At 64.1% G+C, this 21,492-nt stretch carries 20 protein-coding genes; 10 read left to right on the top strand and 10 right to left on the bottom strand.

Annotated features, from left to right (window positions below):
• Positions 1–153: 153 nt before the first annotated feature.
• On the top strand, positions 154–1,083 hold the full coding sequence (locus QCE88_RS29865) for a LysR family transcriptional regulator (protein WP_309908595.1): 930 nt from the start codon (positions 154–156) through the stop codon (positions 1,081–1,083).
• Positions 1,084–1,094: 11 nt separating this feature from the next.
• Here the strand turns inward: QCE88_RS29865 and mug are convergent, their stop codons facing one another.
• Both mug and QCE88_RS29855 read right to left on the bottom strand, forming a co-directional pair.
• Positions 1,095–1,607: a G/U mismatch-specific DNA glycosylase gene (mug, locus tag QCE88_RS29860; RefSeq protein WP_409018242.1), complete on the bottom strand. Its 513-nt coding sequence runs from the start codon at positions 1,605–1,607 to the stop codon at positions 1,095–1,097.
• A gap of 2 nt (positions 1,608–1,609) precedes the next feature.
• On the bottom strand, positions 1,610–2,650 hold the full coding sequence (locus QCE88_RS29855; RefSeq protein WP_309908593.1) for a GlxA family transcriptional regulator: 1,041 nt from the start codon (positions 2,648–2,650) through the stop codon (positions 1,610–1,612).
• Between the two features lie 323 nt (positions 2,651–2,973).
• Here QCE88_RS29855 and QCE88_RS29850 point away from each other — a divergent pair, with 323 nt between their 5' ends.
• From QCE88_RS29850 to QCE88_RS29840, 3 genes are read left to right on the top strand one after another with little or no spacing between them, the layout of a single operon-like run.
• Positions 2,974–5,772, top strand: a complete 2,799-nt coding sequence (locus QCE88_RS29850) for a 2-oxoglutarate dehydrogenase E1 component (protein WP_309908590.1) — start codon at positions 2,974–2,976, stop codon at positions 5,770–5,772.
• A 7-nt stretch (positions 5,773–5,779) separates the two neighbouring features.
• A complete protein-coding gene (gene ilvB, locus QCE88_RS29845) occupies positions 5,780–7,648 on the top strand; it encodes a biosynthetic-type acetolactate synthase large subunit (RefSeq protein WP_309908589.1) in 1,869 nt (622 codons plus the stop codon).
• A gap of 15 nt (positions 7,649–7,663) precedes the next feature.
• Positions 7,664–7,942 carry a helix-turn-helix domain-containing protein gene (locus QCE88_RS29840; protein ID WP_309817917.1) on the top strand — a complete coding sequence of 93 codons (279 nt, stop codon included), beginning with the start codon at positions 7,664–7,666 and terminating at the stop codon, positions 7,940–7,942.
• Positions 7,943–8,054: 112 nt separating this feature from the next.
• Here the strand turns inward: QCE88_RS29840 and QCE88_RS29835 are convergent, their stop codons facing one another.
• The 5 genes from QCE88_RS29835 to cyoA form a co-directional block, all read right to left on the bottom strand.
• On the bottom strand, positions 8,055–9,203 hold the full coding sequence (locus tag QCE88_RS29835; protein ID WP_409018252.1) for a YhcG family protein: 1,149 nt from the start codon (positions 9,201–9,203) through the stop codon (positions 8,055–8,057).
• 213 nt (positions 9,204–9,416) lie between these two features.
• Positions 9,417–9,749, bottom strand: coding sequence for a cytochrome o ubiquinol oxidase subunit IV (gene cyoD, locus QCE88_RS29830; protein ID WP_309908588.1), 333 nt, complete (start codon positions 9,747–9,749; stop codon positions 9,417–9,419).
• On the bottom strand, positions 9,749–10,357 hold the full coding sequence (gene cyoC / locus QCE88_RS29825; protein ID WP_309908587.1) for a cytochrome o ubiquinol oxidase subunit III: 609 nt from the start codon (positions 10,355–10,357) through the stop codon (positions 9,749–9,751). The genes cyoD and cyoC overlap by 1 nt, the downstream gene beginning before the upstream one ends.
• A complete protein-coding gene (gene cyoB / locus QCE88_RS29820) occupies positions 10,358–12,364 on the bottom strand; it encodes a cytochrome o ubiquinol oxidase subunit I (protein WP_309908586.1) in 2,007 nt (668 codons plus the stop codon).
• 3 nt (positions 12,365–12,367) lie between these two features.
• Complete coding sequence (gene cyoA / locus QCE88_RS29815) at positions 12,368–13,255, bottom strand: ubiquinol oxidase subunit II (RefSeq protein WP_309908584.1); 888 nt, start codon at positions 13,253–13,255, stop codon at positions 12,368–12,370.
• Positions 13,256–13,592: 337 nt separating this feature from the next.
• Between cyoA and QCE88_RS29810 the strand changes: the two genes are divergently transcribed.
• Complete coding sequence (locus QCE88_RS29810) at positions 13,593–14,792, top strand: nitronate monooxygenase family protein (RefSeq protein WP_309908582.1); 1,200 nt, start codon at positions 13,593–13,595, stop codon at positions 14,790–14,792.
• Between the two features lies 1 nt (position 14,793).
• Here the strand turns inward: QCE88_RS29810 and QCE88_RS29805 are convergent, their stop codons facing one another.
• Entirely contained in the window at positions 14,794–15,096 is a 303-nt protein-coding gene (locus QCE88_RS29805) for a hypothetical protein (protein ID WP_309908580.1), read from the bottom strand.
• A gap of 145 nt (positions 15,097–15,241) precedes the next feature.
• On the opposite strand from QCE88_RS29805, the gene QCE88_RS29800 reads away from it, so the two are divergent.
• Positions 15,242–15,559, top strand: coding sequence for an HNH endonuclease signature motif containing protein (locus tag QCE88_RS29800; RefSeq protein WP_309908579.1), 318 nt, complete (start codon positions 15,242–15,244; stop codon positions 15,557–15,559).
• Here the strand turns inward: QCE88_RS29800 and QCE88_RS29795 are convergent.
• On the bottom strand, positions 15,551–15,847 hold the full coding sequence (locus QCE88_RS29795) for a hypothetical protein (RefSeq protein ID WP_309908578.1): 297 nt from the start codon (positions 15,845–15,847) through the stop codon (positions 15,551–15,553). The genes QCE88_RS29800 and QCE88_RS29795 overlap by 9 nt on opposite strands.
• 394 nt (positions 15,848–16,241) lie before the next feature.
• Here QCE88_RS29795 and QCE88_RS29790 point away from each other — a divergent pair, with 394 nt between their 5' ends.
• On the top strand, positions 16,242–17,300 hold the full coding sequence (locus tag QCE88_RS29790; RefSeq protein WP_309908576.1) for an NAD(P)-dependent alcohol dehydrogenase: 1,059 nt from the start codon (positions 16,242–16,244) through the stop codon (positions 17,298–17,300).
• 54 nt (positions 17,301–17,354) lie between these two features.
• Here the strand turns inward: QCE88_RS29790 and QCE88_RS29785 are convergent, their stop codons facing one another.
• Positions 17,355–18,245, bottom strand: coding sequence for a LysR family transcriptional regulator (locus tag QCE88_RS29785; RefSeq protein ID WP_309908575.1), 891 nt, complete (start codon positions 18,243–18,245; stop codon positions 17,355–17,357).
• A gap of 100 nt (positions 18,246–18,345) precedes the next feature.
• Between QCE88_RS29785 and QCE88_RS29780 the strand changes: the two genes are divergently transcribed.
• The 3 genes from QCE88_RS29780 to QCE88_RS29770 are packed head-to-tail and all read left to right on the top strand — an operon-like array spanning position 18,346 to position 21,322.
• A complete protein-coding gene (locus QCE88_RS29780) occupies positions 18,346–19,650 on the top strand; it encodes a citrate:proton symporter (protein WP_309908573.1) in 1,305 nt (434 codons plus the stop codon).
• A gap of 18 nt (positions 19,651–19,668) precedes the next feature.
• Positions 19,669–21,024: an acyclic terpene utilization AtuA family protein gene (locus QCE88_RS29775; protein ID WP_309908572.1), complete on the top strand. Its 1,356-nt coding sequence runs from the start codon at positions 19,669–19,671 to the stop codon at positions 21,022–21,024.
• Positions 21,011–21,322: a hypothetical protein gene (locus tag QCE88_RS29770; RefSeq protein WP_309908570.1), complete on the top strand. Its 312-nt coding sequence runs from the start codon at positions 21,011–21,013 to the stop codon at positions 21,320–21,322. Before QCE88_RS29775 ends, QCE88_RS29770 begins: the two co-directional genes overlap by 14 nt.
• Positions 21,323–21,492: the final 170 nt, after the last annotated feature.

Raw genomic sequence — 21,492 nt, 5'->3', positions numbered from 1 at the left:
GCCATTGCGATCGGCGTCGAACCCTTGCACGCGTCCTGTGCTTCTTGTGGGCCAATCCGCACTCGAATCGGGCCAATGCGCTGCAAGCGCGGTTACGCGTCATCCATCGCCGCCTAGAATCTCGAAGCGGATGTTCGCGGTGTGGGAAACGGAATGGACAGGTTGCGTGAGATGGAAGTCTTTGTCGCCATCGTGGATAGCGGTGGCTTCACCAGTGCGTCGGAGCGGCTCGGGTTGTCGACGGCCGCGGTATCGAGAGCGCTGAATTCACTCGAGGCGCGCACTGGCGCGCAATTGCTCGCGCGCACGACGCGCTCGGTGCGTCCCACCGACGCGGGTATCGATTACCTCGATGCCTGCCGACACGTGCTCGATGCCGTCGCGGATGCGGAGGCGCGCCTCGGCGCCTGGCATGTCAAGCCGGTCGGCACGCTGACGGTGTCGGCGCCGGTGCTGTTTGGCCAGCGCTTCGTGGCGCCGCTGATCAACGCTTTTGCGAAGCGCTATCCGGACATCACCATTCACGCGGTGTATGTCGATCGCACGACGCGGCTGCTGGAGGAAGGCGTCGACGTCGCGATTCGCATCGGTCATCTCGGCGACTCGACGACGTTTGCCGTGCCGCTCGGTTTCGTGAGACGCAGGACGTATGCGTCGCCTGCTTATCTGAAAGCGCGCGGAGAACCGCTGCATCCGCGTGAACTGACACAGCACGACTGCGTGTCGTACACGGGCGTGACGCAGCCGCTGGAATGGGTGTTCGCCGAGCGCGGCGCGCGCCTGGCGGTGCGTCTCCATCCGCGCATGATCGTCGATCTCGCGCCCGCCGCGATCACTGCGGCCAGCGACGGCGTCGGCATCACGCAACTCTTTTCCTATCAGGCGACACCGGAAGTGCTGGACCACACGCTCACGCCGATTCTGTCGGCCTTCGAGCCCGATCCGGTGCCGGTGAGTCTGCTGCATGTGGAGCGTCGTGGCGGGAGCGGAAAGATTCGCGCGTTCCTCGAATTCGTGACCGAGGCCTTGCGCGGCAACGCGCATCTGCAATGCGTTGCCAGGACGATGGCCGCGCGACGCTGAACCTGTCTCGGCTATTCAACGGCGACACGCAACTCGCGATAGGCGCGCACGAGCGCTTCGAGGCTGAAGGCGCGGTTGAGGCCGCTGGGATTGGGCAGCACCCAGACGCGTGCGCCGCCCAGGCTGTGCTGTTGCGGTCCCCAGGCGATATCACGCTGGCCGGTCATGGCGGACAGCGCCATCTTGCCGAGAAACGCGATGTTTCCTGGAGACAGGCCGCGCATTTTTAATTCGAACGCTGCCGCCGCGTCGGCGATCTCGGCGCGCGACAGACCGTCTGCACGCGCGGTCGGGCGCGCGACAGCAGTCGTGAGTCCGCATCCGTATCGAAGGATCGCGCGCCCGTCTTCGGGGCGTAGCAACGCGGGCGTGAAGCCCGCGAGATGAACCGTTTGCCAGAAGCGGTTGCCTCGGCCCGCGAAGTGGTGCCCCGTGGATGCGGCGAGCAGGCCCGGATTGATGCCGCAAAACACGACGTTCAGGCCGGGTTCGAGAATGTCCGGAAGCGACTGGATCGTTGGCAAGCTTATGCGGCCTCCGCCAGTTCTTCCAGTTCGGTCAACGAGACGGAATCGATCACATCGGAACGGCTCGCAACATGCTGAGCCATCGGCGCATCCCGGAAGCGCGCACGGTACTGCTTCGGCGTGACGTTCAGGCGCCGGGCGAAGGTGGTGCGCATGTGCGTCGCGCTATGAAAGCCGCATTCGAATGCGATCGTCTTGAGCGGCGCGTCGCTGGATTCGAGGCGCTTTCTCGCGGTATCGACGCGCACCTGTTCAACGAACGCCGACGGCGTGACCTGCGCATACCGGGCGAACACGCGGGAGAAGGTCCGGCGGCTCACCGACACCGCGTTGGCCAGTTGCTCGATTGAGAGCGCTTCGGCGATATGTTCGGTGACATAGCGATGCACCCGGGCGATGATCGGCGCTTCCTCCGTGACTTCGGCGAGATACGGGCTGTATTGCGACTGTCCGCCTTCGCGCTGGATGTAGACCACGAGGCGTCTCGCCACCCGCATCGCGTGTTCGTGGCCCCAGTCTTCGGCTACCAGTGCGAGACACAGATCGATGCCCGCTGAAACGCCCGCCGAAGTGAACAGTTGTTCGTCGCGCATGAAAATCTTGTCTGGCTGCACGCGCGCTTGCGGAAAGGTTTTGGCGAGGCGCCCGGCGTCGGCCCAATGCGTCGTGACCTGCTTGCCGTCGAGCAGGCCGGCATGGCCAAGCACGAAGGCGCCGTTACACACCGCGCCGAAGCGGGCCGCGCCGAGCGCCTGCCTGCGCAGCCAGGCGAGGAATTCGGCAGGCGGGTTCCAGTCGGGCAACTGCGGGCCGCCGGCCACGAGCAACAGGTCGTATTGCACGTCCGAGTCGAGATAGCCGACCGGCACGACCAGTTGCATGCCATTGGAGCAGGTGACCAGGCCTGCCTCGCGTCCGACCAGCGAGACTTCATAGCGCTGATCCGGCGGCAGATGCGTGTTGGCTTCCGCGAATACGTCGAGCGGGCCGGCAACGTCGAGTGCCTGGACACCGTCGAACAGAACTAGGGCGACTTTCATGCCGTGACCTTCTTGATGGAAAGCGGCCGACTGAGACCGATTGCCCCACTCTATCCCAGCCCTCGCGCGCGAGTGACACCTTGTCCGGTAAATGACTTTTGCGTCCGTGTAACAAGCGCGTTTTCTTGCCTCCCGCAAGGTGTTCCCTTCGGCGTGGCCCGAATTCGACGCCGAATGGCCCGCCACGACGCCAGATGTGCGCCCCCTCCGTGACGCGGCTGACTAGACTTTGTTGCATGAGGTAGACAGGTCTGTCTCCGAAGAACCACGGCATGCGGTAGCGCGAGAGCACCGGGCCGTATGAGACAAGAAGGACATTCATCATGTTGATCGAACAACGCCAGAACTCGTTCCTGTTCGGCGCCAACGCGCCTTACGTGGAAGAACAATATGAACGCTATCTTGCCGAGCCGGCCTCGGTGACCGACGAATGGCGCGGCTATTTCGACGCATTGCGCGAAACGCCCGCTGTCGACGGCAGCGACCGCGATGACGAACCGCACACGCCGGTGGTCTCCGGTTTCGTCGAACTCGCGCGGCATCCGCACCCGGTTGCCGCCCAACCCGACAGCGCGCTTGCGCTCGCGCGGAAGCAAGTGGCGGTGCAATCGCTCGTTGCCGCGTTCCGGAGCATCGGGACGCGCCGCGCGAATCTCGACCCGTTGCGATGGGAGCCGCAGCGCGCGCTGCCGGAGCTCACGCCCGCATACTACGGTCTGACGGCGGCCGACATGGCCACGCGCTTCAGCACCGCGGACACTTACTTCTTCGACGAAGACGCAAGCCTCGGCGAGATCGTCGCGGCGCTCGAGCAAACCTATACGGGCACGCTGGGCGCGGAATTCATGCATCTCTCGGATGCCAACGAGCGGCGCTGGTGGCAGATGCGGCTCGAATCGTCGCGCGCGGCACCCTCATTTTCGAACGACGAGAAGCGCCGCTTTCTCGACCGCCTTACCGCGGCGGAAGGACTCGAAAAGTATCTGCATACGCAGTTCGTCGGGCAGAAGCGCTTCTCGCTCGAAGGCGGCGAATCGCTGATCGTGTTGCTGGACGAACTCGTGCGCTACGGCGCCGCGAAAGACGTGCGCTCGGTCATCATGGGCATGGCGCATCGCGGACGGCTGAACGTGCTGGTGAACATCGCAGGCAAGCCCTTGCATGCGTTGTTCGATGAATTCGACGGCAAGCATGCCGACCCGCTTCCCGAAGGCGACGTCAAGTATCACAAGGGCTTCAGCACCGTGACGGACACCGCGCAAGGTCCGGTGGAAGTCGTGCTCGCGTTCAATCCGTCGCACCTGGAGATCGTCAATCCGGTGGTGCAGGGGATGGCGCGCGCCAAGGCCGACGCGCTCGGCCCGAACCACGCCGGCAGCGTGCTGCCGGTGGAAATCCACGGCGACGCGGCGATGTCGGGACAAGGCGTAGTGATGGAAACCTTGAGCCTTTCCTATACGCGCGGCCACGGCACGGGCGGCACGGTGCATGTCGTGGTCAACAATCAGATCGGCTTCACGACGTCCGACCCGCGCGATACGCGTTCGTCGTTCTACGCGACGGATATCGTCAAGATGATCGAAGCGCCGGTGCTTCACGTCAACGGCGACGATCCGGAAGCGGTGGCCATGGCCGTGCATCTCGCGGTGGACTATCGCACGCAGTTCAGGCGCAGTGTCGTGATCGATCTCGTGTGCTTCCGCAAGCACGGTCATCAGGAACAGGACACGCCCGCCATCACGCAGCCGCTGATGTATCGCGCGATTGCCGCGCATCCGGGCGTGCGGACGCTGTATGCGCAGGCACTGATCCGGCAACGCGTCACGACGCCCGAGCAGGTCGATGCCTATGCCGACGCGCAGCGTGCGTCATTCGATGGCGCGCGCGGCGGCGAGTCGCTGCTTATCGAAGCCGAAGTGGGCGCGAGTCAGACCGGCCGCTACGAAGCACCGTCTCACGAGCAATTGAGCGTCTGGGCGCGGCGCATCGCCAGCGTGCCCGAGGGCTACGAGCTTCATCCGCTCGTCAACAAGATGATGGCCGCGCGCCGGGACATGGCGAGCGGCAAGAAGCGCATCGACTGGGGCATGGGCGAGCATCTCGCCTTCGCGTCGCTGCTCGGCAAGGGGATCGATGTGCGCCTGAGCGGACAGGACAGCGGGCGCGGTACGTTCAATCATCGGCACGCGGTGCTGCACAACCAGAAGCGCACGCAACGCAGCGATGGCGTGTTCATCCCGCTCGATCATGTACACGACGTGCAAGGCCGCTTCACGGTGACCAACAGCATCCTGTCCGAGGCGGCCGTGCTGGCGTTCGAATACGGCTACTCGACGGTGAAGCGCGACGCGCTCGTGATCTGGGAAGCGCAGTTCGGCGATTTCGCGAATGGCGCGCAGGTGGTGATCGATCAGTTCATCGCGGCCGCCGCGGCAAAGTGGGGGCAACGCAGCGGCCTGACGCTGTTCCTGCCGCATGGACAGGAAGGCGCGGGGCCGGAGCACGCCTCGGCGCGGCTCGAACGTTATCTGCAACTGAGCGCACAGGACAACATGCGCGTGGTGCAGCCGACGACACCGGCGCAGTTGTTCCATCTGCTGCGCATGCAGGTGCTTGCGTTCGACGGAAGGCCGCTGGTCGTGATGACGCCCAAGTCGCTGCTCAGGCATGCGGAAGCCGTCAGCACGCTGGACGAGTTGTCGCAAGGTGCGTTTCATGAAGTGCTGCCCGACGCCCACGCCGATGCAGCGCAGGACGCACAGGTCGAACGCGTCATCGTGACGTCCGGGAAGTTCTACTACGACCTGGTCGACTATCGGCGCAAGCACGGCATGGACGACGCACGCGTGATGCGCGTCGAACAGTTGTATCCGTTTCCGGCCTCGCAGATCGCCGCGCAGCTTGCGCGCTACCCGAACGTGAAGCGTGTGATCTGGTGTCAGGAAGAAGCGCGCAATCAGGGTGCATGGACCTATGCCGAACCGCAGTTGCGCGAGCTTCTGCCTTCAGGCGCTGATCTGTCGTATGTCGGGCCGCGAGCGTCCGCATCGACTGCGCCAGGTCATCACGCCGCCCACGTGGCACGGCAAACCGATGCGCTGACCCGCGCATTCACGAAGTGAGGCTGACATGACCCGTAATCCGGCAGTGACTACACAGCGCCCGAGCGAGCCTTTGCAGGGCGACGCCGAACTCATATCAGGCGCAGACATCATTCTTCGTGTGCTCGCCGAGGAAGGTGTCGATACCTTGTTCGGCTATAGCGGCGGCGCCATCCTTCCGACCTATGACGCCGTGTTTCGCTTCAACGAAACGCATGCGGACCGTCCCGACCGGCAGATTAAGCTCGTCGTGCCCGCCAACGAACAGGCCGCCGGTTTCATGGCCGCGGGCTACGCGCGCGCCAGCGGCAAGGTGGGCGTGTTCATGGTGACGTCGGGGCCGGGCGCGACCAACGCCGTCACGCCGATCGCCGATTGCAACGGCGACTCCGTGCCCGTCGTGCTGATCTGCGGACAGGTGCCGCGCGCGGCCATCGGCACTGACGCGTTTCAGGAAGCGCCGGTGTTCAACATCATGTCGGCGTGCGCGAAGCAGGTCTTTCTCGTCACCGACCCCGCGAAGCTGGAAGAAACCTTGCGGACGGCCTTCGAGATTGCCCGCACGGGCAGGCCGGGACCGGTCGTGATCGACGTGCCGAAGGACATTCAGAACTGGAAGGGTGCCTGGCGCGGGCACGGCACCTTGCACTATCGCGGCTATTCGGATCGTCTTCGGCTGGTCGCGAAGGGCGCCCGGCTCGACGACGAAAAGCGCGCCGCGTTCTTCGCGCTTCTCGCGCGCAGCCAGCGGCCGCTGCTGTATGCGGGCGGCGGAATCATCGCGTCGGGCGCGAGCGCCGAGCTGCGCCAGTTCGCCGAGCGTTACGAGATTCCTGTCGTCACCACGCTGATGGGGCTCGGCAGCCTGCCCGCGCGGCATGAGCTGAACCTCGGCATGCTTGGCATGCACGGTGCGGCGTGCGCCAACTATGCGGTCGAAGACTGCGATTTCCTGATCGCCGTGGGCGCGCGTTTCGATGACCGCGTCGCGGGCGGCCGCCCGGAAGCATTCGCGTCGAAGGCGCATGCGGTCGCGCATATCGATATCGATGAAGCCGAGATCAACAAGGTCAGGCGTGTGGAATGGAGCCACGTGGGCGACGCAAAGGATGCGTTGCGGGCGCTCATGTCGGACGGTCCGGCCGCGCGTCCTGCGTCCGGCTGGGCCGCGCATGTGGACGCGCTGCGGCGCGATCACGGCATGAACTACGACCGGCGCAATCCGGCGCTCCAGCCGCAGCGCGTCATCGAAATGCTGGGCGAGATCACCGGCGGGCGCGCGGTCATCAGCACGGGTGTCGGCCAGCATCAGATGTGGGCGGCGCAGTTCTTCGATTTCGTCGCGCCGCGCAGTTTCCTCACCTCGGGCAGCATGGGGACGATGGGTTTCGGCCTGCCCGCGGCAATCGGCGCGCAGTTTGCACGGCCGGACGCGCTCGTGATCGACATCGATGGCGACGGCAGCATCCGCATGAACATGGGCGAACTGGAAACGGCGACGACCTATGGCGTGCCGGTGAAAGTGCTGCTGCTGAACAATCGCGGCGACGGCATGATCCGGCAATGGCAACGTCTGTTCTACGACGGCCGCCTGTCGGTGAGCGACAAGGCGCTGCATCGCAAGGACTTCGTGCTGGCGGCGCAGGCGGATGGTTTCGGGTTTGCGTGCCGCGTCGAGAGGGAAGATGAACTGGACGAGAAGCTCAGGGCATTTGTGGCATTCGACGGTCCCGCGTTCCTCGAAGTGATGATCGACGAGAATGCCGATGTGTTTCCGATGGTCGGTCCGGGGCAGACCTATGAAACCATGATTACGGGACCGTTCATTCCGTCGCGTTCGGATCCGCATGCGCGTCTGGAGAGAGCGGCAGATGCCTCTCCCAGCGACATGTTCTGACGCGGAGCCTGGAACATGATGAACGCCGATCTGATCCACAAAGCGCTCGCCAGTCCGGTGCGGCGCGAGATTCTGACGTGGCTGAAGGAGCCGGAAGGCGCGTTCGGCTCCGGCCTGCCGATCAAGGCGATTCAGGCGCGCAGCGGTTTGTCGCAGTCGACCATCTCCGCGCATGTCGCCGCGATGATCGAGGCCGGGTTGCTCGTGGCGCGGCATGTGGGCCAGTTCATCATCGTGTCGCGCAATGAGGAGGTGATCGGCGCGTTTATCGCGGAGTTGCGGAGCAGCTTGTGAATTGGCTACGTCGCAAGAGCGGACCGATGTCGGCAAGTACTGAACAGCCTGATGGCTGAGCCTGCGGGGGCGCAACGTGCAAGCCCTTCAGCGGAGAGCCCGTCAAGCTCGCCTAGGGCTTGTCGTTCTTGAGGCACAGCGTTCCGCGGGATTCGAGCAGACGCCGTGTGTTCTCGAGCTCTATTTGCAGCAACTCGGCGTCCGGCAACACCGTCCGGTAGTTGGCCGCCATCACCTTGGTCGGCAGGCCATCCAGTGCATAGCGTGCCAGGGCATGACCCTTGTCGGCGCACAGGATCAGGCCCACGGGCGGATTCTCATCCGGGTAGGCCCAATGTTCCCTGGCGTAGTTGCAGTACATGTGCATCTGTCCGACGTCGGCATGGGTCAGGCTGCCCAGCTTCAGGTCGACGATGACCAGGCAGCGCAGCTTGCGATGAAAGAACAGTAGGTCTACGCGATACCAGGTCTGATCGATGCGCAACCGGCGCTGTCTCCCGACGAAAGTGAATCCTTCGCCCAGTTCCAGCAGGAAGTCTTCCAGTCGCCGGATCAACGCTGCTTCGAGATCTGATTCTGAATACTCATCCTTGAGATCGAGGAACTCCAGCACATAAGGATCCTTGATCGCGTCATTGGGCGTGACGGTATCCTCAGGCTTGGCCGCCGCCCCTTTGACCAGCATCGACGCCTTGTCCCTGGACAAGGCCGTGCGTTCATAGAACTGGCTGCCGATCTGTCGGTCGAGCTGGCGCACGCTCCAGCCACCGCGCAGCGCCTCGGTCTCGTAGAACTGCCGGGCATGGTCATTCTTGACCGAAAGCAGCCGAACGTAAGCCGACCACGGCAGCGTGAAGACGTGAGCCAGTTGGGAGAGGTCAAATTTCCGAGACGCTGTCTCGGGATTCTTTGCGGGCAGTCTTTCTCCAGATTTCCGAGACACTGTCTCGGAAATTGCAGCCAGCGGGTAAATGAGAAAGAAGCGCCGCATGTTCTCCAGGTTGTCGGGGCTGAACCCGCGCCCGAACCTTGCGGTCAAGTCGGTTGACAGCCGCTCCATCAACTGGTCGCCGTAACCGGCCCGCCGCTTGCCTTTCTGCTCGGCTTCGACAATCCGGCGGCCAATCTCCCAATAGCTGGCTGTCATCAGCGCATTGACGCTGCGCGCCGCTGCCTGACGCGCGGCATCCAGCAACTCTACAATGCCGCTGTGGATGCCGACATAGCCAGCCGGTAAGGCCGCAGGCTTGCCCGTCGGCATTTGCTTCTTCCTTGTCATGCCACCACCTCTAACGAACTGGATGCCCGCGTAGTTGCCAGCCGCCGGTTCGCCCCGAATCGGCCGCGTCCCGCACCAGCGTGTCGTCGGGATGAACATCGCCACGATCTTGTGGCCTGTCAGCATCATGCCAGCTTGGTCGGCAGAGCGGAATTGGCAATGTCAGTTGTCGCCAGATGGCAGATGCCCGGAACCTCAACGCGCCATCATCAGCGCATGCACGTTATGCAACACCCACACCGTGCCGACGATCAGAATCAGCGACATCAGAATGGTGTACGCGAACGACATCGCATGCCAGCGTTGGCCGTTCGACGCATTGACGTGCAGGAAGAACACCACATGCACGATCACCTGAACGGCGGCCAGCACCGCCAGCATGAGGATCGCCTTCTCCCCGCTGAACGCACCCGACGTCGCGGCCCAGAACGACGCCACGGTCAGCACGACCGCCAGCGCGAAGCCGATCAGATACCCGCGCGCGGTGACGTGCGGGAAATCGCTTGAATTGCCGTGCGATTTAGCCATCAGACGATGCTCCCGAGATAGACAAAAGAAAACACGCAGATCCAGACGATGTCCAGGAAGTGCCAGAAGAGGCTCAGGCAGGCGAGCCGGCGCAGGTCGCGCTCGCTCAGCTTGCGCTTGCCCAGCATCTGCACCACGAGCACCACGAGCCAGAGCAAGCCGACCGTCACGTGCAGGCCGTGCGTGCCGACCAGCGTAAAGAACGCCGACCAGAACGCGCTGCGCTGCGGTCCCGCGCCTTCCGCAACGAGGTGCGCGAACTCGTTCAGCTCCAGCCACAAGAATCCCGCGCCGAGCGCGAACGTGACGAACAGCCAGCCGAGCACCGCACCGATGCGCTGGCGCGTCGCGGCAATCATCGCGAAACCGAAGGTCAGGCTGCTCGTCAGAAGCAGACTGGTCTCGAGCGCCACGTCGTTCAGGTTGAACAGATCCTTGCCGGTAGGCCCGCCCACGGTCTGCATCGCGAACATCGCGAAGGTAGCGAAGAGCGACGCGAACAGCACGCAATCGGTCATCAGGTAAGCCCAGAAGCCGAACACCGAGTGCGACTGATGTTCATGCCCGTGGTCGTGCGCGGCGTGCGCGGACAGTGTCGATTGCGACATTTACAGCACCTCCATTTCCAGTTCCCGCTCCGCGCCGGCCTTGACGGGCGGTCGCGGCGCGTTCGGTTCTTCGATCGACCTGACCGTGGCCGCCGGAATGATGAAGCCGGCGTTGTCGCGGAAGCTGTAGCCGATCACCATCGCCACCACGCCCACGATGCCCGCCGCCGCCAGCCAGACGATCTGCCAGACCGCCGCGAAGCCGAACATCAGCGAGAACAGGCCGATGAATAAACCCGCACTCGTGTTCGACGGCATGTGAATGTCGCCGTACGGACGGACATCGACGCGGCGACTTTCCTTCGCGTCGGCGAAGTCGTCCAGTGCGCGCACCGCAGGAAGACGCGCGAAGTTGTACGCAGGCGGCGGCGAACTCATGGTCCATTCGAGCGTGCGGCCATCCCACGGGTCGCCGGTGACGTCGCGATAGGCGGGCTGATTGCGGCGCAGCACGCTGACGACGATCTGCGCGACCTGGAACACCACGCCCAGCGCGATGATGCCCACGCCGATCGCCGCCACCGTGAAGTAAGGCTGCCAGGCGGGGTTGTCGTAGTGATTCAGGCGGCGCGTCGCGCCCATGAAGCCGAGGATATAGATGGGCACGAAGGCCACGAAGAAGCCCACGAACCAGCACCAGAAGGCCTTCTTGCCGAGCTTTTCATCGAGCCTGAAGCCGAAGACCTTCGGCCACCAGTACGACACGCCCGCGAAGTAGCCGAACACCACGCCGCCGATGATTGCGTTATGGAAGTGCGCGATCAAAAACAGGCTGTTGTGCAGCACGAAGTCCGCACCGGGAATCGCGAGCATCACGCCCGTCATGCCGCCCAGCGTGAAGGTCACGATGAAGCCGATGGTCCACATGATCTGCGAGGTCATCTGCACGCGGCCGCGGTACATCGTGAAGATCCAGTTGAAGATCTTCACGCCGGTGGGAATGGAGATGATCATCGTCATGATGCCAAAGAAGGCATTGACGTTCGCGCCCGAGCCCATCGTGAAGAAGTGGTGCAGCCACACGAGGAACGACAGCACCATGATGCAGCAGGTGGCGTAGACCATCGTGCGATAGCCGAACAGCGGCTTCTTCGAGAACGTCGCGACCACTTCCGAATAGATGCCGAACGCCGGCAGAACCAGGATATAGACCTCGGGATGCCCCCAGGCCCAGATCAGGTTCAGGTAGACCATCGGGTTGCCGCCGCCGTCGTTGGTGAAGAAGTGCATGCCTGCATAGCGGTCGAGGCCAAGCAGCGCGAGCGCGACGGTCAGGATCGGGAACGTCGCCATGATGAGCACGTTCGAGCAGAACGCGGTCCACGTGAAGACGGGCAGCTTCATCCACGTCAGGCCGGGGGCGCGCATCTTCACGATGGTCACGAAGAAGTTCACGGCAGTCAGCAGCGTGCCGACGCCCGAGAGCTGCAACGACCAGATGTAGTAATCCACGCCGACGCCCGGGCTGAACTGCGTCTCCGACAGCGGCGGATAGGCGAGCCAGCCGGTGGTCGAGAACTCGCCGACGAACAGCGACAGGTTGATGAGGATGGCCGCGACGGCCGTCATCCAGAACGACAGCGAGTTGATGAACGGAAAGGCCACGTCGCGCGCGCCGATCTGCAAGGGCACGATCAGGTTGAAGAACGCAACCAGCAGCGCCATCGCCATGAAGAAGATCATGATGGTGCCGTGTGCGGTGAAGATCTGGTCGTAGTGATGCGGCGGGAGGTAGCCCGGCGAATCGAGCGCGATGGCCTGCTGGATGCGCATCATGACGGCGTCCGCGAAGCCGCGCACGAGCATCAGCCCGGCCACCACCAGATACATGACGCCGATGCGCTTGTGATCCACCGAAGTCAGATACTCGCGCCACAGCCAGCCCCACTTGCCGAGCCGGGTGATGAGGCCAGCCGTGCCGAGCGCCGCGATCGCCATGAAGACGGTCGCCCCCATGATGATGGGCTCGTGGTACGGGACCGCCTCGAGCGTTAATTTGCCGAACATGGCTTACCCCTTGGTTACGCAGTAGTTGCCGTTCACGTCGAAACGGCCGTCGTTGTATTTGCCGACGATGTTGTTGAAGAGCCGCGGATCGACGGTCGAGAAGTACCGCACCGCTACCTTTTCGCTCGGACGCGCGACGCCCGCATAGACGTCCATGCTGAGATTTTCGGGCGCGGTCTTGACCTTGTTCAGCCACTTGTCGAAGTCGGCGGGAGACAGCGCGAGTGCGCGGAACTTCATGTCGGAGAAGCCCGCGCCGCTGTAGTTGGCCGAGATGCCCGCGTAGTCGCCGGCATGGTCGGCTTGCAGATGCAGGCGCGTCTGCATGCCGGCCATCGCGTAGATCTGGCTGCCCAGTTGCGGGATGAAGAACGAGTTCATCACCGAATCCGACGTGATCCGGAAGTTCACCGGCGTGCCCACCGGAAACGCCAGCTGGTTCACCGAAGCCACGCCCAGGTCCGGATAGATGAAGAGCCATTTCCAGTCGAGCGCGACCACTTCGACGTTGATCGGCTTGATGTGCGAGTCCAGCGGCTTGTACGGGTCGAGCTCGTGCGTGGTCTTCCACGTCAGGATGCCGAGATACAGGATGATGATCGCGGGAATGGCCCACACGACCACTTCGATGGCCGTGGAGTGGGCCCACTTGGGCGCATACGTGGCCTTCGTGTTCGACGCGCGATAACGCCACGCGACGAACAGCGTGAGCAGGATCACCGGGATCACGACGAGCAGCATGGCGTAGGTCGCGGTGGCAATCAGCGAGGACTCGGCCACGCCAATCACGCCCTTGGAATCGAGGACTTCCAGCTTGCATCCCGAGAGGCAGACGCCGAGCATCAACGCCGTCAGCGCGGGTACAGCGGAACGTTGAGTAGTGTCATTCATTGCATTCGCTTGTTTCGATGATCGAGGCGTTGGAGGAACGCCGTTGAACGGCATTGCGCCGCGTCAGGATCATGCCACTTACGGTTTCCCGTGATGGCGCGAATGGTTGAAATTTTGTTTCAGATCAAAGGGATGCGACAGGGTGTCGCGGACCTTCGAAACGTTTTGCGAAACAGAGGCGAGTCTACAACGCGCTTCGATGCGCGCAGGTGTAATAAAAATATTCGGGCGAAGCACGGTGCCTCTGATGAACGTCAAGAGATGTGTCCAGCGCTGGCTTGCCGCGACGAACACCGCGCGGCTACGATCCGCAGCATCCTGCCGCCATCGCCTCATCATGAACCTGCATCCCGACGCCGCCCCGACCCCTCACGTCCATTCCTTCGCCCCGCTCGTGATACGCGGCCGCAGCCTGCTGCCGATCGTGCAGGGCGGCATGGGCGTCGGCGTCTCTGCGCATCGGCTCGCGGGCAGCGTGGCGCGCGAGGGCGCAATGGGCACCATCGCGAGCATCGACTTGCGTCATCACCATGAAGACCTGCTGGCGATGTGCCGCGCGGATCCATCGCGTGCCACGCTGGAACGCGCCAACTTGACGGCGCTCGGCCGCGAGATCGACGCGGCGCGTGTCTTGTCGGAAGGGCGCGGCATGCTCGCGGTGAACGTGATGAAAGCCGTCAGCGCGCATGCCGACTACGTGCGCGCCGCATGCGAGCACGGCGCGGACGCTATCGTGATGGGCGCAGGTCTGCCGCTCGATCTGCCCGATCTCACGCAAGGTCATGACATCGCGCTGATCCCCATTCTGTCCGATAGCCGTGGCGTCACGCTCGTGCTCCGGAAATGGATGAAGAAGGGCAGGCTGCCCGACGCCGTCGTGATCGAACATCCGGCGCACGCGGGCGGACATCTCGGCGTGGCCGGCGTCGACGACATGCACGACGAACGCTTCGGCTTCGAGCGCGTGCTGGCGGAACTGGATGCGTCGTTCGCCACGCTCGGGCTGGCGCGCGTGGACGTGCCGGTGATCGTCGCGGGCGGCATCGATGGACACGAAGCCGTGCGCACATGGCTCGGCGCGGGCGCGAACGGAGTTCAGCTCGGCACGCCGTTCGCGGTCACCGAGGAAGGCGACGCGCATCCGGCGTTCAAGCGCGTGCTGGCGGAAGCGCGGCCGGAGGATATCGTGGAATTCGTGAGTGTGACCGGTCTGCCCGCGCGCGCCGTGAAGACGCCGTGGCTCATGCGCTATCTGCGCAACGAAGAACGCATCCGGACGAAGATCGGCGCGCGCCCGCAGGCCTGTCCGACGGCGCTCGACTGCCTGAGTGCGTGCGGCCTGCGCGACGGCATCGAGAAGTTCGGGCACTTCTGCATCGACACGCGTCTGGCTGCGGCGCTGCGCGGCGACGTGGGCAACGGGCTGTTCTTTCGCGGCAAGGAAGGGCTGCCGTTCGGCGCGGCGATTCGCAGCGTGCGCGATCTGATCGAGGTGCTGCTGACGGGGGCGACCCAAACGCCGCCCGCGGTCTCCTGAGTCAGCCGCCCGAATACTTGCGCAACAGTGCATTCACGTCGATGCGCTGTCCCTGAAGCAGCAACAGCCGCGTATGCAGCACGAGGTTCTCCAGCACGAGCAGGGCCGTGGTGAGCATGTAGGTGAGATTGACGTCGCCGGGATTGAGTCCGCTGGCCTGGAGCTGCCGATGCTTGTCCACGAGCGCGGTCATCACGAGGCTGCGCAGTTCGGGTTCTGCAAAGGGAAGGTCGCCGTAGTCGACCGGATCTTCCCGTTCGAGTTCTGCAAGCATGCCCGTCAATTCGCTGATGGTCACTTCCATGGCTTCTCCCGGCTCAGGCACTGCGTGGACGGTGAACAGCGTCTTCATGGTGCCACGGGCGCGCGCAAATTAAAACGGCCGGACGCGCGAACAGGCATCGAAGCGTAGACTCGATTCATGAATAGCGATCGAAGCGAGTCACGCGATGGCCCGACGCACGCCTGAACCGTGGTATCACCCGCCAGCGGATGAAGTCTGCGCGCTGTGCGGGCGGCAAGTGCCGCCCGCACAGCGCGACTTGCATCACATGGTGCCGAAGTCGCAGGGCGGCAGGCAGACCGCCGTCCTGCACCGCATCTGCCATCGGCAATTGCATGCGCTTTTCACGGAGAAGGAACTGGCGCAGCGCTATTCGACCGTCGAGGCACTGCTCGCGCACGAAGCGGTGCGCGGGTTTGTCGAGTGGGTGAAGACCAAGCCGAACAGTTTCTATCAGCGCACGCGGCGTTCACGCTCACGCTGAGACTTGCACCTCGCGCACGCGCGGCGCCTCGCGCCGGTAAGCCGTCATGCCGAAGCGTTGCAGGATGAAGCTCTCGACCACGAGCTTGAGGTCCGCTTCGCACGGCCGCGTGCCCCAGCGGCTGTTGCCCGCCACCGACGCCACCGCGAACCACGATTGCGGCTGAAACAGTTCGACACGCAACAGGCCGCGCTCGAAAATTCTGAGCCGCCCCGTATCGATGTGAAATTCGGCGCTCACCGCGCCCCCCGGCATGTCGATGCTCGCCGTGATGGCTTTTGCTTTCATGATCTTTTGGTCTCTCTCTGTGCGTTGCTTCGTCGTCGCCCGGCGCGTTTTCTTTCTCGTTGCAAACCACTCTGAACCACAACGGTCGAAACGGCCAGTCCCGCCTTAGCAGGGATCGGACCCGGGGGCGCGATTGCCGGATTCTCCAGCCGCGCCGCGAATGCAAGACCGTCCCGGCAGAAACTCCCCTTTAGGCATACAGTACTGGCGTTGCGGATGGCCGCCGAAACATCGGCGCGATCCGCACGGCGTCCGCCGGAAGCACGAAGCACCACGGCGAACGTTCGCTGTCGCACATAACATCCACCTGTCACCTTGCAACGGTCACGTTTTTCCATCGTGGAAAGATGCTCGTTCGTTCGCAAAAGATTCAAACACCGGAGGGAAGCAGACCATGTACAAAGCGTATTCCTTTGCCGCCGCCGCAGCCGACAAAGCGCTTGGCCCGCACGAGATTCAACGGCGCGAGGTCGGGGCGAACGACGTTCGCATCGACATCCTGTTCTGCGGCGTGTGCCACTCGGACCTGCACATGGCCAGGAACGAATGGGGCGCGTCGAACTATCCGATCGTGCCGGGTCACGAGATCGTCGGCCGCGTGGTCGAGGTCGGTGCGGACGTGTCGAAGTTCAAGGTGGGGCAACTCGCGGGCGTCGGCTGCATGGTCGATTCCTGCCGTGTCTGCGACGCCTGCAAGGAAGGCCTCGAACAGTTCTGCGACGGTCCGGACAGCTTCATCCAGACCTACAACTCGCCCGACCGCCAGTCCGGCGGCGTGACCTTCGGCGGCTATTCGACGAGCATGGTCGTCGATGAAGCCTACGTGCTGAGCGTGCCGGAAAATCTCGACCTCGCGGCTGTCGCGCCGCTGCTGTGCGCAGGCATCACGACCTACTCGCCGCTGCGTCACTGGAACGTGCAGAAAGGGCAGAAGGTCGGCATCGTCGGGCTGGGCGGGCTCGGACACATGGGCGTGAAGATCGCCGCCGCGATGGGCGCGCATGTGGTGCTGTTCACCACGTCGCCGGGCAAGATCGAGGACGCGAAGCGCCTGGGCGCGCATGAAGTCGTCATCTCGAAGGACCCGGACCAGATGGCCGCGCACGCCAACAGCTTCGACTTCATCCTGAACACGGTGGCCGCGTCGCACGACCTGGATCCGTTCATGGTGCTGCTCAAGCGCAACGGCACCATGACGCTGGTCGGCGTGCCGGAGCATCCGCATCCGTCGCCGGCGGTGTTCAACATGATCTTCAAGCGGCGCGCGCTGGCCGGATCGCTGATCGGCGGCATTGCGGAGACGCAGGAGATGCTCGACTTCTGCGGCAAGCACGGCATCACGTCCGACATCGAGATGATCCGCATGGACGAAATCAATCACGCCTACGAGCGCATGCTGAAGAGCGATGTGAAGTATCGCTTCGTGATCGACATGTCGACGATGCCGAGCTGAGCGACGTTGTCATGGCAGGCGCGGCGTTCGCTGCCGCGCCTGCACAAACAGGAATCACCGCGCGATGGCCGCGCGCAGTCTTTCGACAAACCGCTCCGTCACGGCCGGCAAGGTCCGGCCTTTCTTCCGGATGAGCGCGACCGGCCGCACGAAGGCCGGGTCATCGATGGCTTTCACGACGAGCCCCGGCTCCGCACGCACCTCGCGCGCCGTTTCGGGCAGGATCGTCACGCCGAGGCCGCCGCGCACCATCGCGACGGCGGTCATCATGTAAGTCGGCTCGCACGCAATCTCGAGCGTCTCGCCCGTGGCGCTAAGCGCGGCATCGACGACCGCGCGCACGCTGGTGCCCGGCGCGGTGAGCACGAGCGGCTCGCGGGCGAGATCGGCCGGACCGATGCGCCGCTTCCGCGCCAGCGCATGCCCGCGCGGACACACCGCCACGAGCCGGTCGACGCCCGCGTGCAGCACCTCCAGCAACGGGTCCGCGACCTCGCCGCCCGTCAGCCCGATATCCGCTTCCTCGCTGCGCACGAGCGCGTTGACGGCGCTCGCCACGACATCGCGAATCTGGAAGGCCACACGCGGCACCTCGCGCTTCATGCTGATGATCAACTCCGGCAGCATGCTCGCCGCGAACGTGGGCAGGCACGCCAGGCGGATCGTGCCGCTGCCGCCTTCGCCCAGCGCACGGGCGTCGCGCAGCACGTTCTCCATGTCGTTCAGCGACTTGCGCAGCAGCGGCAGCAGTTCGCGCCCGGTGGGCGTCAGCGCGACGTTGCGGCTATTGCGGTCGAACAGCCGCGCGCCGACCGCCTCTTCCAGCCGGCGAATCTGCACGGTCAGCGCCGGCTGCGACAGATTGAGCCGTTGCGCCGCGCGCGTGAAGCTGCCGGTGTCGGCCACCGCGACCAGCGCCCGGATGTCGCGAAGATTCAGATCCATTATGAGATGTGATGGCTGCGATCAAATCATTTCAATTGTGTTATCGCTGCATCGAACTTACGCTGAACGTCATCAAAAAACAAGATTCGGAGACACGTTCATGCTGCCGTTGCTCGGCCTGGCCACCATCGTCGTCCTGCTCGGGGCGATCCTCTCAAAACGCATGTCGCCGCTCGTGGCGCTGATCATCGTGCCGATTGCGGCGTCGCTGCTCGGCGGCTTCGGCCTGCAGACCAGCAAGTTCGTCATCGACGGCCTGAAGAGTCTCGCACCGGTCGTCGGCATGTTCGTGTTCGCGATCCTGTATTTCGGCACGATCACCGACGCGGGCACGCTCGATCCGATCATCGACCGCATCCTGCGCGCGGTCGGCACGAAGCCGACGCGCATCGTCATGGGCACGACGCTGCTCGCGCTGCTGATCCATCTGGACGGCTCCGGCGCGGTCTGCTTCCTCGTCACGATCCCGGCGATGCTGCCGCTCTACGAACGCCTGAAGATGGACAAGCGCGTGCTGGCGGCGGCGGTCTCGATGGCGGCGGGCATCAACTTCCTGCCATGGACCGGACCGATGATCCGCGCGTCCGCCTCGCTGCATCTGCCCATCTCGGCGTTGTTCAATCCGCTGATTCCGGTGCAGGCCGTGGGTCTCGTGTTTGTGTTCGGCATGGCGTGGTGGCTTGGACGGCGCGAGGAAAAGCGCCTCGGCTATTCCGGCGCGAGCGGTTCCGTGCCGCTGCCGACGCGCGAACTGACGCCGGAGGAACAGGCGCTGCGCCGCCCGAAGAACTTCTGGTTCAACATCGTGCTGACGGTCGTGGTGCTTGGAACGATGGTCGTGATGGGCGAGAAGATTCCGCCCGCGATCATGTTCATGGTGGGCCTGTGCATCGCGCTGATGGTGAACTATCCGAACGTCGAGATGCAGCGCAAGCGTATCGACGCGCACGCCCGCGCCGCGCTGATGATGGCGGGCATCCTGCTCGCGGCGGGCGTGTTCACCGGCGTCATGCAGGGCAGCGGCATGCTCAAGGCGATGGCGCAGGCGGCAGTCGGCTTCGTGCCGCCCGCGATGGCGGGACACATTCCCGTCGTGCTCGGCGTGCTGTCGATGCCGCTCTCGATGCTGTTCGATCCCGACTCGTTCTATTTCGGCGTGCTGCCGGTGATCGCCGAGGTGGCGTCGCAACTTGGCGTCGCGCCGGTGCACGTCGGCCAGGCGGCGCTGCTCGGTCAGATGACGACCGGCTTTCCCGTGAGCCCGCTCACGCCCGCGACCTTTCTCGTTGTCGGGCTGTGCGGCATCGATCTCGCGGACCATCAGAAGTTCACCTTCCCGCTGCTGTTCGGCGCATCGCTCGTCATGACGCTTGCGTGCGTGCTGCTGGGCGTGTTTCCGCTTTAACCCGAACTGGACGAGGTCATGAAGGACATCATCAGAATTGGCGCAGGGGCGGGCTATTCGGGCGACCGGATTGAGCCGGCCGTCGAACTCGCGGAGCACGGCGCGCTCGACTATCTCGTGTTCGAGTGTCTCGCCGAACGCACCATCGCACTGGCGCAACAGTCGCGCCGCCACGATCCGGCTTCCGGCTACGACCCGTTGCTCGAGGCCCGCATGCGCGCCGTGCTGCCTGTCGCGGCGAAGAACGGCGTGCGCATCATCTCGAACATGGGCGCGGCCAATCCACACGCGGCGGCGCGCAGGACAGCCGAAATCGCCCGCGACCTGGGCTTGTCGCTGAAAATCGCGGCCGTGACCGGCGACGACGTGCTGGACGTCGTGCTGAGTGCGCCGCTGCGCTTCGAGGAATCGGGCGACGAGGTCGGCGCTTATGCCGGGCGCATCGTGTCGGCGAACGCGTATCTGGGTGCGGCGCCGATCGTCGATGCGCTTGCAGCGGGCGCGGACATCGTGCTGACGGGGCGAGTGGCGGACCCGTCGCTGTTCGCCGCGCCGCTGATCCACGCATTCGGCTGGCGCATGGACGACTGGACCGCGCTCGGCCAGGCGACGGTCGTGGGTCATCTGCTCGAGTGCGCGGGCCAGGTGACAGGCGGCTATTTCGCCGATCCCGGGTACAAGGACGTGAGCGCGCTGGCACGGCTGGGCTTTCCGATCGGCGAGGTGAGCGCGGACGGATCGGTGGTCGTGACGAAGGTGCCGCACGCGGGCGGCGCGGTGACTGAAGCGACCTGCAAGGAACAGCTGCTCTACGAAATCCACGATCCGGCGCGTTACCTCCAGCCGGACGTGGTCGCCGATTTCACCCAGGTCCGCGTCGCGCAGGAAGCGCCGGACCGCGTGCGCGTGACGGGCGGGCGCGGCCATCAACGCACCGGGACGCTCAAGGTATCGGTGGCGTATGTGGACGGCTTCATTGGTGAAGGACAGATTTCCTATGGCGGACCGGGCGCGCTGGCACGCGCGCGGCTTGCACTCGATATCGTGCGGGAGCGGCTCGCGCTTACCGGCGTCGAGACGACCGAATTGCGCTTCGACGTGATCGGCGTGAACGCGTTGTATGGCGAGGCGCTGGCCGCCGGTCACACGGAACCGTACGAAGTCCGCGTGCGTGTGGCGGGACGCACGGCGAAGGCGCGCGAAGCAGCGCGCATCGGCAACGAGGTCGAGACGCTGTATACCAACGGCCCGGCGGGCGGCGGCGGGGTGACGAAGGCGACGCGCGAAGTCATCGCCGTGCAGTCGGTACTGTTGCCGTGCGAGCACGTGAACCCGGCTTTCGAATTCGTGGAGACAAGCGATGAAACTGCGTGAACTGGCCCACGGCCGAACCGGCGACAAGGGCAACACGCTCAATGTCTCGGTGATCTGCTTCGACCCGCAACACTACGCGCACGTCCGCGAGCAAGTGACGCCGGAGCGCGTCAAGGCGCATCTCGCGGATGTCGTGAAGGGCGAAGTCGTGCGCCATGAACTGCCGAATCTCCATGCCTTCAACTTCGTGCTGAATCAGGCCCTCGGCGGCGGCGTCACGCGGTCCCTCGCGCTCGATGCGCACGGCAAGTCGGTGAGCGCCGCGTTGCTCGACATCGAGATCGAAGCGCCCGCTTGAGCTTGTCCAGGCATTTGTCGGATGGATTGAATACGCATGCAAGATGCATCTTCAGAACATGGGACTAACTAACCATTCTGGCCAAAATCAGTAAAAAACACTGTCTGACGATAGACAAAAAATAGCCAATACAGGCCCTGAAGCTCTCGTTAGACTTTTTTACATTTTTG

Origin of the sequence: Caballeronia sp. LZ035 (assembly GCF_031451175.1) — a bacterium.
Taxonomy (GTDB): Bacteria; Pseudomonadota; Gammaproteobacteria; order Burkholderiales; family Burkholderiaceae; genus Caballeronia.
The sequence above is the reverse complement of the archived record's forward strand: the minus strand, read 5'-3'. Positions and strand labels throughout refer to the sequence as shown.

Excerpts from the sequence above, each read along its gene's own strand:
- QCE88_RS29865 (WP_309908595.1), top strand. The coding sequence starts at position 154 with ATGGACAGGTTGCGTGAGATGGAAGTCTTTGTCGCCATCGTGGATAGC.
- QCE88_RS29855 (WP_309908593.1), bottom strand. The coding sequence starts at position 2,650 with ATGAAAGTCGCCCTAGTTCTGTTCGACGGTGTCCAGGCACTCGACGTT.
- QCE88_RS29850 (WP_309908590.1), top strand. The coding sequence starts at position 2,974 with ATGTTGATCGAACAACGCCAGAACTCGTTCCTGTTCGGCGCCAACGCG.
- ilvB (WP_309908589.1), top strand. The coding sequence starts at position 5,780 with ATGACCCGTAATCCGGCAGTGACTACACAGCGCCCGAGCGAGCCTTTG.
- QCE88_RS29840 (WP_309817917.1), top strand. The coding sequence starts at position 7,664 with ATGATGAACGCCGATCTGATCCACAAAGCGCTCGCCAGTCCGGTGCGG.
- QCE88_RS29835 (WP_409018252.1), bottom strand. The coding sequence starts at position 9,203 with ATGCCGACGGGCAAGCCTGCGGCCTTACCGGCTGGCTATGTCGGCATC.
- cyoD (WP_309908588.1), bottom strand. The coding sequence starts at position 9,749 with ATGGCTAAATCGCACGGCAATTCAAGCGATTTCCCGCACGTCACCGCG.
- cyoC (WP_309908587.1), bottom strand. The coding sequence starts at position 10,357 with ATGTCGCAATCGACACTGTCCGCGCACGCCGCGCACGACCACGGGCAT.
- cyoB (WP_309908586.1), bottom strand. The coding sequence starts at position 12,364 with ATGTTCGGCAAATTAACGCTCGAGGCGGTCCCGTACCACGAGCCCATC.
- cyoA (WP_309908584.1), bottom strand. The coding sequence starts at position 13,255 with ATGAATGACACTACTCAACGTTCCGCTGTACCCGCGCTGACGGCGTTG.
- QCE88_RS29810 (WP_309908582.1), top strand. The coding sequence starts at position 13,593 with ATGAACCTGCATCCCGACGCCGCCCCGACCCCTCACGTCCATTCCTTC.
- QCE88_RS29805 (WP_309908580.1), bottom strand. The coding sequence starts at position 15,096 with ATGGAAGTGACCATCAGCGAATTGACGGGCATGCTTGCAGAACTCGAA.
- QCE88_RS29800 (WP_309908579.1), top strand. The coding sequence starts at position 15,242 with ATGGCCCGACGCACGCCTGAACCGTGGTATCACCCGCCAGCGGATGAA.
- QCE88_RS29795 (WP_309908578.1), bottom strand. The coding sequence starts at position 15,847 with ATGAAAGCAAAAGCCATCACGGCGAGCATCGACATGCCGGGGGGCGCG.
- QCE88_RS29790 (WP_309908576.1), top strand. The coding sequence starts at position 16,242 with ATGTACAAAGCGTATTCCTTTGCCGCCGCCGCAGCCGACAAAGCGCTT.
- QCE88_RS29785 (WP_309908575.1), bottom strand. The coding sequence starts at position 18,245 with ATGGATCTGAATCTTCGCGACATCCGGGCGCTGGTCGCGGTGGCCGAC.
- QCE88_RS29780 (WP_309908573.1), top strand. The coding sequence starts at position 18,346 with ATGCTGCCGTTGCTCGGCCTGGCCACCATCGTCGTCCTGCTCGGGGCG.
- QCE88_RS29775 (WP_309908572.1), top strand. The coding sequence starts at position 19,669 with ATGAAGGACATCATCAGAATTGGCGCAGGGGCGGGCTATTCGGGCGAC.
- QCE88_RS29770 (WP_309908570.1), top strand. The coding sequence starts at position 21,011 with ATGAAACTGCGTGAACTGGCCCACGGCCGAACCGGCGACAAGGGCAAC.